The organism is uncultured Nocardioides sp. (assembly GCF_947488025.1).
GTDB lineage: Bacteria > Actinomycetota > Actinomycetes > Propionibacteriales > Nocardioidaceae > Nocardioides.
In genome coordinates this window covers 94558-108087 of the sequence record NZ_CANKYS010000010.1, presented here as the reverse complement: position 1 = coordinate 108087, position 13530 = coordinate 94558, and the positions used below count along the sequence as shown (strand labels likewise).

Here is a 13530-nt window from a genome sequence, read left to right as displayed (position 1 = left end):
TCCGGGTCAGCTCGGGACCGGCTGGTCTGGCGCCCTGCGACGGAGGTCGTGCCCCGTCACGCGCCCCGCGACGCGGAAGGCGATGATCGCAATGGCGGCCCCGGCGAGGTCGTCGGCGAGGTAGTGCCACCCGAAGTAGAGGGTCGCCACGACCGTCAGGGCGAAGTTGACCCAGAAGACGGTGCGGATCGCCCGGCTGCGCACGGTGGCCTGGGCCATCAGCGCCCACAGCAGGGCGATGGCGGTGTGCAGGCTCGCGAACCCGGCGACGCCCTGGTAGTCGCCCTCGCCCCACAGGAACCCGTGGCGGGAGTAGACCAGGGAGTCCATCAGGTCGGACGTGCCGTTGGGCGTCAGGTCGCTGGCCAGCCAGGGGTACATGATCCCGGGGCCGAGCGTCGGCAGCAGGTAGTAGGACACGGTGCCGAGCGTCCACGCGATCCCCTGCGCGGTGACGAACCACCAGCCGTGGCCGATGTTGCGCGACCACACCAGCCAGACGGTGACGAGGATCGCGACGAGCGGGATGTAGGCGAGGTAGACAGCGGAGAGCACGTGCGCCGACAGGCCGGTGCCGAAGATGTCCTGCGTCAGGGTCGCGGGATCGCGGCCGAGCAGCAGGAGGCGGTCCAGCACCCGCAGCTCGCTGTCGTACTTCACCTCGCGCACCAGCGGCAGCAGCGACTTCAGGTTGCGGTAGGCGACGTAGACGACGTAGAAGCCGGAGATGCCGATGACCACGAGCTGCAGGCGAGCGCGCGTCCAGTGCGTACGCAGCCGGTGCCGCGCCGCGGCGACGGTGCGGCCCGGGTCGAACCGTCCCTGCCACAGGGCGCGCGGGACCAGGTCCAGGACGATCGCCGTCGCGCACAGCACCGGGAGGCGCACCCACGACGGGCCGAGGAAGCTGCCCTCGGGGTCGGCGACCGGCCGGTCGAGCATCCAGCTGGCGACGAACGTGACCGCGCCGATGAGGGCGGCGTTGGCCACCAGGAACGTGTAGGGGCGCCGCTGCAGGTGCTCGCTCCGGGACGGTGCGTCGAGGACGGCGGCAGAGGGCGCGGACATGTGACTCCGGTCGTGCTGGGGCGGGCGTGAGCGATCATTCTCCCCGGACCGGGCAAACCTGCCCAGCTCGCGCTGCTGTGATCTCGGACGACTGGTAGGCCTCCAGGGGCTCGAACCCTGAACCAACGGATTAAAAGTCCGCTGCTCTACCAATTGAGCTAGAGGCCCGCGCGGGACTGGCCGCGGCTCCGGCGATCATTCCAGACCCGTCAGCCGGCAGCCGCAGCAGCGTCGGCGTCCGCCGCGAGCATGCTGGCGGCGAGGCTGTGGTCGATGTGAGCTGACATCAGCTCAGCCGCGTTCGACGGTTGTTCACCAGCACGTGGTGCACGACCAGTGACGCGGCGCGATTTGTTGGTAGTGTTTGTCATGCAACAGGTGCAAGTTCCAGCAGGTAGACGCCCGCGGAGTTTGTGATCCAACGGCGTTTGTTCTTCGGGCCCTGCCAGCTCGTGAGTCTCAAGCGGCGTGTCACCGCATCTGGTGCGGGTCGTCGAAGTGGCGACTCCCGCCCCTACAGAGGAGTAACGAGCATCATGGCTCAGGGCACCGTTAAGTGGTTCAACGCCGAGAAGGGTTTCGGCTTCATTGCGCAGGAGGACGGCGGCGACGACGTCTTCGTGCACTACTCGGCCATCCAGACCAACGGCTACAAGTCGCTGGACGAGAACCAGAAGGTCGAGTTCGACGTCACGCAGGGCCCCAAGGGCCCGCAGGCGGAGAACGTCCGTCCGGTCTGATCGGCTGACGCCGGATCTGTTCCAGATCTGATCAAGAGTCTGGCTCCTCCCCCTCAGTGGGGTGGGGCCAGACTCGATTTCGGGGCACACTTGACACGTTCGGGTCATGTCGCGGCGCACACGCATCCGTCAGACTTGGAGCGAAGACCTAGGGTCGAATGGCCCGCACGACCACCACAGACGTCAGGAGGGTGACGATGCACGACCAGTTCGACGTGACCCTCGAGGACGGCGACCTCCTCGGCGAGGTCGAGCTGACCACCACGCTGATCATCGCTGCGAGCGAGTCCGAGGAGCACCTCTCCCAGGAGGAGATCGACCGCATCCTCGGAGTCACGCCCCGCAAGCCGCAGGACTGACGGCCGCCGCTCAGCAGGTGGCGAACAGCACCGGGCCGCTCGTGAGGTCCGACAGCACGTACGTGCCCGGGCTCGGACGCAGGTCCAGCACCACCTCCCGGCCCTCCGAGCCGGCCCGCTCGACCGAGAACCGGTCGGCGAACTCCCCGCCCTGCCCGGGCGCGGGTCCCGCCGCGAGCCGGGCGCGGGCCTCCGCGTCGCCGGGCGCGTCGTCGGCGTCCTCGACCTGCATCACGGCGCGTACGGCGCCTCCCGGCAGCACGCCCATCGCGAAGCCGGTCAGCGGATGGACGTCGCCCGCCGCCTCCACGAGCTGGTCGGCCTCGGCCTGCGCGTCGTCGTCGGCCTGCGACATCGCGAGGTGCTCACAGGCGTACGCGCCGTCGTACACCGCCGCGGTCAGGGGCTCGTCCAGCGACCCGGCCAGCTCGGCCAGGTCCTCCGGCCCGTCGTCGCCCTCCAGCACCGCCTCGAGGTAGGGCGCCTGGTCGGAGGTCAGCACGAGGCCCTCGTCGGCGAGCAGCGCGACGTGCTGCAGCTCCGGGGTCAGCATCGCGCCCGTCCCGGCCAGCACGTCGGGGCCGCCGACCCACACGCCGTCGGCCTCCTCGGGCTCGGCCCAGCCCAGGTCGGCCAGGCGGTCGGCCACCGCGTCCAGGTCCACGCCGTCGACACCCAGCACCTCGACCGCGCCCGAGCCGGACTGGGCGAACAGCTCCCACGAGACGGTGGCGGGGGAGAAGCCCAGCTGGTCCTGCATCACCCCGGCCGACGTGCCGAGCGCCGACATCGAGGAAAGGTCGGCGGCGAAGGCGTCGGACAGGAAGGCGTCGACCTGCCCGGCCGAGGAGCCGGCGTCGACGTCGGCGCCCAGCTCACGGCGTACGCCCTCCCAGTCCGTCCACGAGAAGCGCGTCGCGTCGTCGGGAGCCAGCTCCATCGCCCGCGCCAGGGGGGTCGCGGGCGCCAGCGCGCGCCAGGCGACGAACCCGGCGGCCGCCAGCGCGAGGGCCACCACGACGGCCAGCGCCGCGCGCGGCACGACACGATGTGGCACAGGGCTCCTCGCGGGGTCGGGTGGGTGTGAGACTACTTCCATGGAGCCCCGCGACGTGCGCGCTGCCGGTGCCGTGGTGACCCGCAAGGGCGGCGAGGTGCTCCTGGTGCACCGCCCCAAGTACGACGACTGGTCCTTCCCCAAGGGCAAGCTCGACCCGGGGGAGCACGTCGTGACCGCGGCGGTGCGCGAGGTGGCCGAGGAGACCGGGCTCGACGTACGCCTCGGGCCGGCCCTGGCGCAGCAGCGCTACCGGATGTCCAACGGCCGCTGGAAGTCCGTCGACTACTGGACCGCCCGGGTCGTGGGCAGCGACGACGTCTCCGGCTACCGCCCCAACGCCGAGATCGACGCCGTCGAGTGGGTGCCGTGGCAGGACGCGGAGCAGCGCCTGACCTACCCCTACGACCGCGACACCCTGGCCGAGGCGCGCCCGCTGCGACGTCGTACCCGCACGCTCGTGGTGCTCCGCCACGCGAAGGCGCGCTCCCGGAGTGCGTGGCGCAAGGACGACCGGCTGCGGCCCCTCATCCGGCTCGGCGAGACGCAGTCGCAGCGGCTGGTGCCGCTCCTGGCGGCCTTCGACGTGATGGCCGTCCACACCTCCTCCAGCGCCCGCTGCGTGCAGACGGTGGCGCCGTACGCCGACGTGACCGGCTGGCCGCTGGAGCTCCACGACGAGCTGAGCGAGGAGGGCGCCACGCTGGAGGGCGTCGTGGACCTCGTCGACGACCTCCTCGTCGGCGACCTCGACAGCGGTGGCGCCGTCCTGTGCACCCACCGGCCCGTGCTGCCGACCGTGCTCGACGCCCTGCAGGTGCCGGACGTCGCGCTCGAGCCCGGGGCGATGCTGGTGGTGCACCACCGCAAGGGCAAGGTCGTGGCGACGGAGCTCCTCGCGCCCTGAGGCTTGTATTCCTCCCCGCCACCGCCCGTCAAGACCGCCCGGCGGAGTTCATGTGATCGTCGTCATACGCCCGAACGGGTGATGCCAACCGGTCCGGCCGAGTTCACCGCCCGTTCACCGACGGCGACGTGGTCGTTCTCCTGAGGTGCCTACGTTCCTCATCGTCAGCACACACGAAATCCATCAGGAGTAACGAAGTGAAGCGCACTTCTCACCGCTGGGCCATCGGGTCCGGTGCGGCCGTCCTGGCCCTCACCCTTGCTGCCTGTGGCGGCGCGGACGCCGGTAGCACCTCGTCGGAGGGCGGCGAGTCCTCGAGCGCCAGCGGCTCGGTCGCGGTCGACGGCTCGTCCACTGTCTTTCCCATGAGCAACGCGGCTGCAGAGCTGCTCAGCGAGGAGAACCCCGACGTCCAGGTCAGTGTCGGTGAGTCCGGCACGGGCGGCGGCTTCGAGAAGTTCTGCGCCGGCGAGACCGACATCTCCAACGCGTCGCGACCGATCGAGGAGGACGAGGTCGCGATCTGCGAGGAGAACGGTGTCGAGTACACCGAGCTGCAGGTGGCGACCGACGCGCTCACCCTCGTGGTGCACCCCGACCTTGCGGTGGACTGCCTGACCACCGAGCAGGTCGTCGAGCTGTGGGGCCCCGGTTCCGAGGTCACCAACTGGCAGGACCTCGACCCGTCCTTCCCTGACCAGGAGATCGCGCTGTTCGGTCCTGGCACGGACTCCGGCACCTACGACTACATGGCCAACGACGTGATCGGCGACGAGTCCGAGGCGACGCGTGACGACTACGAGGCCTCCGAGAACGACAACGTCCTCGTGCAGGGTGTCGCCGGCACCGAGGGTGCGACCGGCTACTTCGGCTTCTCCTACTACGAGGAGAACCAGGACAGCCTCAAGGCGCTCGCGATCGACGACGGCAACGGCTGCGTCGAGCCGTCGGCCGACACCGCCCGCGCCGGCGAGTACACGCCTCTTGCCCGTCCGCTCTTCATCTACGTCAACAACGCGAGCCTGGCCGACAACGAGGCCGTGAAGGCCTACGTCGACTTCTACATCGAGAACCTCGCGACCATCGCCGAGGGCGCGCAGTTCATCGCCCTCGACGACGCATCGTACGAGGAGACCAAGTCGGCCCTGGCCGAGCTCGAAGGCTGAAGGGTCGAGACTTCTCCGCATGAGCACCATTGATGGCACCACCGCGGGCCCGTCCTCTGGGACGGGCCCGCGGGGCGTGCCCAACCTGAAGGGCCGGTCCCGGCCGGCCGAGCGAGTCATCGTCGCGGGCCTGATCGCGTCGGCCGGGCTGTCGGTGGTCATCACGATCGCCATCCTGGTGGCGCTCGTGGAGCCGGTGATCGAGTTCTTCCGGCAGGTCTCGGTGTCCGAGTTCTTCGCCACCGAGGGTCGCTTCGCAGTCATTCCGCTGGTGACGGGCACGCTCACGGTCACGCTGATCGCGCTGCTGGTCGCCGTGCCCATCGGGCTCGGCGCCGCCATGTACCTGTCTGAGTACGCCAGCAAGCGAACCCGGAAGGTCCTCAAGCCCACCGTCGAGCTGCTCGCCGGCATCCCGTCGGTCGTCTACGGGTTCTTCGCGCTGTTCTTCGTCACTCCGCGGTTGCTGCAGGACCTGCTCAACATGCAGGTCAACTTCACCAACCTGCTGTCGGCGGGGCTCATCCTGGGGGTGATGATCATCCCGACGATCGCGTCGCTCGCCGAGGACGCGCTCACCGCCGTACCACAGGCGCTGCGCCAGGGTTCCTACGCCATGGGGGCGAACCGGATGCAGACCACGCTGAGGGTCGTGCTTCCCGCGGCGATCTCGGGCGTTGCCGCGGCCATCGTCCTGGGCATGTCCCGGGCGATCGGCGAGACCATGATCGTCGCCCTCGCCGCGGGCGCCCAGAAGAACATGACGCTCGACATCCGGGAGGGCGCCCAGACCATGACCGGCTTCATCGCCCAGACCGCGGGCGGCGAGAACCCGGTGGGCTCCGTGGAGTACAACATGCTCTTCGCCGTCGGCCTCCTCCTCTTCGTGATCACCTTGGTCATCAACCTGATCAGCATCACGCTGGTCCGTCGCTATCGGCAGGAGTACTGATGAGCACAGCGGCAACGGCTGCCGCCCAGACCGTCCGGCTCACCGCGGGCAGGAGCAGGGAGCGCAACGTCGGCTCCCTGGTCTTCCTCGGCCTTCTGTGGTTCTCCCTGTTCTTCGGTGTGATGGTCCTGGTGGTGCTGATCATCGACACGATGCTGAAGGGGTCGGTCCGGTTCGACTCGGACCTGCTCTTCTCCTACGAGTCGAGCCTCAACCCGGAGAGCACGGGGTTCCGCGCCGGCATCCTGGGATCGTTGTGGTTGATGGTCACGACGGCGGTGATGGCGGTCCCGCTGGGCATCGCAGCAGCCGTCTACCTCGAGGAGTTCAGCAACTCGAGGCGCTGGTACAACCGGATCATCGAGGTCAACCTGCAGAACCTCGCGGCTGTGCCCTCCATCGTCTACGGGCTGCTGGCCGTGGCGGTCATGGCCCTGTTCGGCTTCCAGCAGAAGAACATCGTCCTCGGTGGTGCGATCGCGCTGGCGCTGCTCATCCTCCCGGTCGTCATCATCACGTCCCGCGAAGCCCTGCGTGCGGTCCCGCGGGAGATCCGCGACGGCTCGCTGGCGCTGGGTGCGACGCAGTGGCAGACGACCTGGCGCCAGACGCTTCCGTCCGCCATCCCGGGCATCGCGACCGGCACCATCCTGGGGCTCTCACGGGCCATCGGTGAGGCCGCCCCTCTGCTGCTCCTGGGGCTCGGCGCCGTGCGCTTCGACCCCGAGGGAGTCCTGAGCCGCGTGACGGCCCTTCCCATCCAGATCTACCGCCTGAGCACCCAGTCGCAGGTGGCGTTCCAAGAGGCCGCATCAGCCGGGATCATCGTCCTGCTCGTGATGATCCTCCTGCTGAACGGGGTGGCCATCTTCATCCGCAACAAGTTCCAGCGATCCTGGTGAAAGAGACTGACGACATGGCTTCAGCCACCTCCGCCGACACGTTCCCCCAGATGGGTTCGCTCGGTGACGTCCACATGAGCGGCGAGCGGCGCCTGCCGGCGTCACCGGTGAACCCGGTGATGGAGACTCGCGACCTCAATGTGTTCTACGGCGACTTCCACGCCGTCCACGACGTCAACCTGTCCTACGGCCGGCACGAGATCACGGCCATGATCGGGCCCTCGGGCTGCGGCAAGTCCACCGTGCTGCGGTGCCTCAACCGGATGAACGACCTCGTGGCCAGCGCGCGCGTCGAGGGCGAGGTGCTCTACCACGGCCAGGACGTCTACGAGAAGAGCGTCGACCCCATCGCCGTACGCACGCACATCGGCATGGTGTTCCAGAAGCCCAACCCGTTCCCCAAGTCGATCTACGACAACATCGCCTACGGCCCGCGGGTCACCGGCATGAAGGTCGACAACATGGACGACCTGGTGGAGGAGGCCCTGCGCGGCGCGGCACTGTGGGACGAGGTCAAGGACAAGCTCAAGCAGTCGGCGTACGGCCTCTCCGGTGGTCAGCAGCAGCGCCTCTGCATCGCCCGGACGATCGCGACCAGGCCCGACGTCATCCTGATGGACGAGCCGTGCTCGGCGCTCGACCCGATCGCGACCGCTCGTGTCGAGGACCTGATGCTCGAGCTGCGCAACGAGTACACGATCATCGTGGTCACCCACAACATGCAGCAGGCGGCCCGCGTCTCCGACCGGACGGCGTTCTTCACCGCCCGCCCCGACGAGACCACCGGCAACCGCACGGGCCTGCTCGTGGAGTACGACCTCACCTCCACGATCTTCTCCAACCCCAACGACAAGCGCACCGAGGACTACATCTCCGGCCGCTTCGGCTGAGCCGCGGTCGTTCCCCGGCCGCGGGTCGGGGTGGGTGTCCGCCCTCCCAACTGGGTATCTAGGGATGATCTGGTAGGTCGATCGGGGGTTCGACCCACCAGATCGTCCCTAGATACCCAGCCGCCGGGGTCACCAAGTCGCCGGATGCCTGGCCGCCAGTTGTCCACAGTCCCGTCCCCGGACCGTCGTCGTGGCTGTCTGTGGATGACGGCCGCGCGCCCGATCGGCGGGGCGGCATCTTCGGCTCGTGGATCTCGACGACTGGACTCCAGGTGCTCGCCCCCGTCACGGGATCGGTCCCCGCGAGGGTCTGCCGCCCGGCCTCGTGTGGCCGAGCCGCCGTGGCGAGCCGGGCGGACCCACGGACTGGCAGACGCGGTCGGGTGCCTTCCGCAGCACGGGCGGTGGCAACTGGGTGCCGTCGGACGTGCAGGTCTCGGTCGACCAGCGCATCGTCGAGGCCGCCGCACGCCTGCCCGCCCACGGCGGTGTCACGGGCTGGGCAGCCCTCCGCTGGTGCGGTGGACGCTGGTTCTCCGGACTCGGACCCGACAGCTCCCTTCGCCCCGCCACGCTTGCTGTCGGCACGCGCCACACCCTCCGCCCGGACGGGCGGATCGTGGTGAGCCAGGAGCACGTTCCACCGTCCGAGATGGGACGGGTGCGTGGCCTGCGTGTCACCAGCCCGTGCTGGAGCGTTGCGTTCGAGATGCGAAAGGCGTCCTCGGACGAGGCTGCCGTCGTCGCCTTCGAGATGGCCGCCTACGACGACCTGGTGTCGGTGGCCGAGCTGACGGCCTTCACCGAGTCGGCGTTGTGGATACGACAGGGCGTCCAGCGCGTCCGGGACGTGCTTCCTCTCCTCGACGAGAACTCGTGGTCGCCGATGGAGCCGGTCATGCGACTCGCCTGGCAGCTCGAAGCAGGAGCGCCGCGACCACTGGCCAACTGTCCCGTGTTCGACCTGTCGGGACGGTTCGTCGGAACGCCCGACCTTCTCGACCCGGTCGCCGGTGTCTACGGGATGTACGACGGTGGACTCCACCTGGCCGGCGAGGTGAGGCACGCCGATGTCGAGAAGGAGGCTGCCTACCGTCGCCTGGGACTCGAGGGAGCGACCATGATGGCCGGCGACGTGCGCGACCGCGGGGCCTTCGTCGGGCGGCTGCGAGAGGCGTACGCCCGGGCGGAGCGACGCCCGTCGGACATGCGCCTGTGGCTGCCGGAGCCACCCGTGTGGTGGGTGCCGACGTCAACAGTGGAGCAGCGCCGCGCACTGTCGTCGTACGACCGGATGCGCCTGCTGCGCTACCGGAAAGCCGCGTGAGGGGGGCGGGCGCCTCGTGCCACCGGGGTATCTAGGGACGTCTTGGTAGGAAATCCCCGGTTACGGCCACCCAGATCGTCCCTAGATACCCGAATGAGGGGCGGGGCGAGCGGGGCCGGGGAGGGGGAGGGGGAAGCGCCGGTCAGGGGAGGAAGATGCGCGCGATCCAGTAGCAGATCGCGGCGACGGAGGCGGCGGCCGGGAAGGTCAGCACCCAGGCGGTGAGGATCGACTTGGCCACGCCCCAGCGGACGGCGGAGAGGCGCTTGGTGGCGCCGACGCCCATGACCGCGGAGGTGATGGTGTGGGTGGTCGAGATCGGCGCCTCGAAGACGTACGCCGTCGAGTAGAGCACCGACGCCGCGACGGACTCGGCGGCGAACCCGCGGGCCGGGTCGAGGTGGATGATGCGGCGGCCCAGGGTGCGCATGATGCGCCAGCCGCCGGACCAGGTGCCGAGGGAGATGGCGGTCGCCGCGGCGATGATCACCCAGAGCGGCAGGGGGTCGTCAGCGGCGACGTACCCGCCGGTGAGCAGCGCCAGGAAGATGACGCCCATCGTCTTCTGGGCGTCCTGGAGGCCGTGGCCGAGCGCCATGGCGGCGGCGGAGACGGTCTGGGCGAGCTTGAAGCCGCGGTTGGCGCGACCCGGGTTGGCGCGACGGAAGGCCCACATGATGCCGATCATCAGCGCGAAGCCGAGGCTGAAGGCGACGAGGGGGGAGAGGAACATCGGGATGACGACCTTCTCCAGAACCACCAGCCAGTTGGCGGTCGCGCCGGCCGCGACCGCGGCGCCGACGAGGCCGCCGATGAGGGCGTGGGAGGAGGACGACGGCAGGCCGTAGTACCAGGTGATCATGTTCCAGGTGATCGCGCCGAGCAAGCCGCACATCACGATCACCAGCCCGTGGCTGCCGGTGCCCGGATCGATGACCTCTGACACGGTCTGGGCGACCTTCTGGCCCAGGAACGCGCCGACGAAGTTCATGACCGCCGCCATGGCCAGGGCCACGCGCGGCTTGAGGGCGCCCGTCGAGACGGACGTCGCGATCGCGTTGGCGGCGTCGTGGAAGCCGTTGGTGTAGTCGAAGACGAGGGCGACGACGACGACCGCGATGATGATCCCGATCTCCATCAGGCGGTGCTCCGGGCGCGCGAGGACGAAGTGGTGGAGGTGGCGTGCATCGGGGTCAGGACTCCTTGACCGCGATCTGCTCCACGATGTTGGCGACCTTCTCGAAGGCGTCGATCGCCCCCTCGAGGGACTCCACGATGTCCTTGAGCTTCATCACCTCGAGGGCCTTGAAGTCACCGCTGAACAGGTTGGCCAGGATCCGCCGGTAGGACTTGTCGCCGGTGTTCTCGAGCCGGTTGATCTCGATCCAGTACTCGTCGAGCGAGCCCATGGACTCGAGCTTCGGCATCGCGGCGGCGGTGAGCTCGGCGCAGCGCTGCAGCACCTCGACCTGCTGGGTGGTCTCCGGCGGCAGCGAGGTGACCTCGTAGAGGAGGACCAGGTCGACGGCCTCGTCCATCATGTCCATGACGTCGTCGAGCGCCGAGGCGAGGGAGTAGATGTCCTCGCGGTCGAACGGCGTGACGAACGTGCTGTTCACCCGCCGGATGATCGAGTGGGTGGTCTCGTCGGCGGCGTGCTCGGCCTCGCGCATGCGCTGGGCGATCTCTGCCTTCGAGTTGCCGGACGACAGCATCTCGCTGAGGAGCTGTGAGCCGACCACGAGGTGGTTGGCAGCCTCGCTGAAGAGGTCGTAGAACGAGCTGTCGACGGGGCGGAACTTCAAACGCACGGTGAACTCCGAACGGGGGGCGGATGAACCGTGGTTCATGCTAGGGCCTGATCGGCCCATCGACGCAACCTCGGGGCCCCGTTCGAACGCCTGTGTGACGCGGCGCTCACGCGGGCGGTCGGCGGTCAGTCTGCGGTCAGCGACGTCGTACGCGTTGGCGCATGATCAGCTCGTCCTGCAGGTGGCGCTCACCGCGCTCCAGCTGCCACTCGCCGTCGGAGCAGAGCTCCCACGCCGTCGTCCCGGGGTCGAACGCGAGGTCCAGCAGGGCCTCGATCTCCTGCACGACGTGCGGGTCGCGCAGGCGTACGAGCACCTCCACGCGGCGGTCGAGGTTGCGGTGCATCATGTCGGCCGAGCCGATCCACGCCGCGGGCTCGCCGCCGTTGTCGAACCAGAAGATCCGGCTGTGCTCGAGGAAGCGGCCCAGGATAGACCGCACGCGCACGGTCTCGGACAGGCCGGGTACGCCGGGTCGCATGGCGCAGATCCCGCGGACGAGCAGCTCGACGCGCACGCCCTCCTGCGAGGCGAGGTAGAGCGCGTCGATCACCGCCTCGTCGACCACCGAGTTCGCCTTGATCCGGATCCCCGCAGGCCGGCCGGCCTGGTGGTGGGCGATCTCCTGGTGGATGTGGGCGACCAGGCCGTCGCGCACGCTGTGGGGCGCGACGAGGAGGTGGTCGTAGGTGCGGTTGCGGCTGATCCCGGAGAGGTTGTTGAACAGGAGCGCGACGTCCTCGCCGATCTCCGGGTTGGCCGTCAGCAGCCCGAGGTCCTCGTAGACGCGGGCGGTCTTGGGGTTGTAGTTGCCGGTGCCGAGGTGGACGTAGCGCCGGATGCCCTCGGGCTCGTCGCGCACCACCATCGACAGCTTGCAGTGGGTCTTGAGCCCGACCAGGCCGTAGACGACGTGGCAGCCGGCCTGCTCGAGCTTGCGGGCCCAGCGGATGTTGTTCTGCTCGTCGAAGCGCGCCTTGATCTCCACGATCACCAGCACCTGCTTGCCGGCCTCGGCGGCGTCGATGAGCGCCTCGATGATCGGGCTGTCGCCGGAGGTGCGGTAGAGCGTCTGCTTGATCGCGAGCACGTGCGGGTCGGCCGCGGCCTGCTCGAGGAAGCGCTGCACGGACGTGGCGAAGGAGTCGTAGGGGTGGTGCAGCAGCACGTCGTGGCGCGACACCGAGTCGAACACGTCGACCGGCGAGGCCGACTCGACCTCCGCCAGGCTGGGGTGCGTCGAGGGCAGGAAGGCGGCGTACTTGAGGTCGTCGCGCGGCAGGTCGGCGATCGAGTGGAGTCCGGTCAGGTCGAGGGGGCCGGGGAGGGAGACGACCTCGTCGCGTCCCACGCCGAGCTCGGAGACGAGCAGCTCGAGCACCTTGGGGTCCATCGACTCCTCGACCTCGAGGCGCACAGGCGGGCCGAAGCGGCGCCGCTGCAGCTCCTTCTCGAGCGCCTTGAGGAGGTTCTCCGCGTCGTCCTCCTCGACCTCGAGGTCCTCGTTGCGGGTCACCCGGAAGGTGTGCGACGCCACCACGTCCATGCCGGGGAACAGCTTCTTCAGGTGCTCGCCGATGACGTCCTCGATCGGCACGAAGCGTTGGTTGCCGACCCCGACGAAGCGCCCGAACGTCGGCGGCACCTTCACCCGCGCGAAGTGCTCGGTGCCCGTCGTCGGGTGGCGTACGACGACCGCGAGGTTGAGCGACAGCCCGGAGATGTAGGGGAAGGGGTGGGCGGGGTCGACGGCGAGGGGGGTGAGGACGGGGAAGATCCGGTCCTTGAAGAGCTTCTTGCAGACCTTCTGCTCCTCGCGGTCGAGCTCGGACCACCGGAGGATCTCGATGCCGTGCCCGCCCAGCTCGGGCAGGAGGTCGACGAGCGCGCGGGCGTGGCGCTCCATCAGCCCGCGGCTCTCGACCCAGAGCTTCTCGAGCTGCTCGCGCGGCATCATGCCGCTGGCGGCCCGTACGGCGACCCCGGCGGCGATGCGCCGCTTGAGGCCGGCGACGCGGACCATGAAGAACTCGTCGAGGTTGCTGGCGAAGATCGCGAGGAACCGCAGGCGCTCGAGCAGCGGCAGGTCGGGGTCCTCGGCCAGCTCGAGGACCCGCTGGTTGAAGCGGATCCAGGAGATCTCGCGGTCGATGAAGCGGTCGTCGAACTTCTCCACGCCCGCGATGGCCTCGGCGTCGGGCAGGTAGGGCGGCTCGACGTCGAAGGTGTCGGTGGGGTGACCGAGCGGGTCTGCGACCGGCCCCTCCTCCACCGACGGGCTGACAGCGCTGGTGAGGGTGGCCGGGTCGGACATGCCTCCCAGTGTGGCACCGGTTGGTGAACGCGGAGTG

The 13530-nt window shown here is 69.2% G+C and carries 13 protein-coding genes and 1 tRNA gene; 8 read left to right on the top strand and 6 right to left on the bottom strand.

The features are described from left to right. Positions 1-6: 6 nt before the first annotated feature. Together Q1B24_RS16420 and Q1B24_RS16415 are read right to left on the bottom strand one after the other, a co-directional pair. On the bottom strand, positions 7-1068 hold the full coding sequence (locus Q1B24_RS16420) for a phosphatase PAP2 family protein (protein WP_299931072.1): 1062 nt from the start codon (positions 1066-1068) through the stop codon (positions 7-9). Between the two features lie 92 nt (positions 1069-1160). After that, positions 1161-1236: transfer RNA gene (locus Q1B24_RS16415), tRNA-Lys, on the bottom strand. 368 nt (positions 1237-1604) lie between these two features. Here Q1B24_RS16415 and Q1B24_RS16410 point away from each other — a divergent pair. Next, on the top strand, positions 1605-1808 hold the full coding sequence (locus Q1B24_RS16410; protein WP_107698594.1) for a cold-shock protein: 204 nt from the start codon (positions 1605-1607) through the stop codon (positions 1806-1808). A 197-nt stretch (positions 1809-2005) separates the two neighbouring features. Next, on the top strand, positions 2006-2167 hold the full coding sequence (locus Q1B24_RS16405) for a hypothetical protein (RefSeq protein ID WP_299931065.1): 162 nt from the start codon (positions 2006-2008) through the stop codon (positions 2165-2167). Between the two features lie 10 nt (positions 2168-2177). Here the strand turns inward: Q1B24_RS16405 and Q1B24_RS16400 are convergent, their stop codons facing one another. After that, positions 2178-3224 (bottom strand): hypothetical protein, encoded by a 1047-nt coding sequence (locus Q1B24_RS16400; RefSeq protein WP_299931063.1) that lies wholly within the window; start codon positions 3222-3224, stop codon positions 2178-2180. A 40-nt stretch (positions 3225-3264) separates the two neighbouring features. Between Q1B24_RS16400 and Q1B24_RS16395 the strand changes: the two genes are divergently transcribed. From Q1B24_RS16395 to Q1B24_RS16370, 6 genes are all read left to right on the top strand, one after another. Then, on the top strand, positions 3265-4131 hold the full coding sequence (locus Q1B24_RS16395; RefSeq protein WP_299931061.1) for an NUDIX hydrolase: 867 nt from the start codon (positions 3265-3267) through the stop codon (positions 4129-4131). A gap of 197 nt (positions 4132-4328) precedes the next feature. Then, entirely contained in the window at positions 4329-5297 is a 969-nt protein-coding gene (locus Q1B24_RS16390; RefSeq protein WP_299931059.1) for a PstS family phosphate ABC transporter substrate-binding protein, read from the top strand. A 19-nt stretch (positions 5298-5316) separates the two neighbouring features. Continuing rightward, a complete protein-coding gene (pstC, locus tag Q1B24_RS16385) occupies positions 5317-6249 on the top strand; it encodes a phosphate ABC transporter permease subunit PstC (protein ID WP_299931057.1) in 933 nt (310 codons plus the stop codon). Then, on the top strand, positions 6249-7151 hold the full coding sequence (gene pstA / locus Q1B24_RS16380; RefSeq protein ID WP_299931055.1) for a phosphate ABC transporter permease PstA: 903 nt from the start codon (positions 6249-6251) through the stop codon (positions 7149-7151). Before pstC ends, pstA begins: the two co-directional genes overlap by 1 nt. A 119-nt stretch (positions 7152-7270) precedes the next feature. Then, complete coding sequence (pstB, locus tag Q1B24_RS16375; RefSeq protein WP_366916521.1) at positions 7271-8041, top strand: phosphate ABC transporter ATP-binding protein PstB; 771 nt, start codon at positions 7271-7273, stop codon at positions 8039-8041. Between the two features lie 247 nt (positions 8042-8288). After that, on the top strand, positions 8289-9368 hold the full coding sequence (locus Q1B24_RS16370) for a hypothetical protein (protein ID WP_299931054.1): 1080 nt from the start codon (positions 8289-8291) through the stop codon (positions 9366-9368). 142 nt (positions 9369-9510) lie between these two features. Here Q1B24_RS16370 and Q1B24_RS16365 read toward each other — a convergent pair whose 3' ends face one another. From Q1B24_RS16365 to Q1B24_RS16355, 3 genes are all read right to left on the bottom strand, one after another. Next, positions 9511-10506, bottom strand: a complete 996-nt coding sequence (locus tag Q1B24_RS16365) for an inorganic phosphate transporter (protein WP_299931053.1) — start codon at positions 10504-10506, stop codon at positions 9511-9513. Between the two features lie 55 nt (positions 10507-10561). Further along, a complete protein-coding gene (locus tag Q1B24_RS16360; protein ID WP_299931051.1) occupies positions 10562-11179 on the bottom strand; it encodes a DUF47 family protein in 618 nt (205 codons plus the stop codon). 136 nt (positions 11180-11315) lie between these two features. Next, positions 11316-13493: an RNA degradosome polyphosphate kinase gene (locus tag Q1B24_RS16355; protein ID WP_299931050.1), complete on the bottom strand. Its 2178-nt coding sequence runs from the start codon at positions 13491-13493 to the stop codon at positions 11316-11318. Positions 13494-13530: the final 37 nt, after the last annotated feature.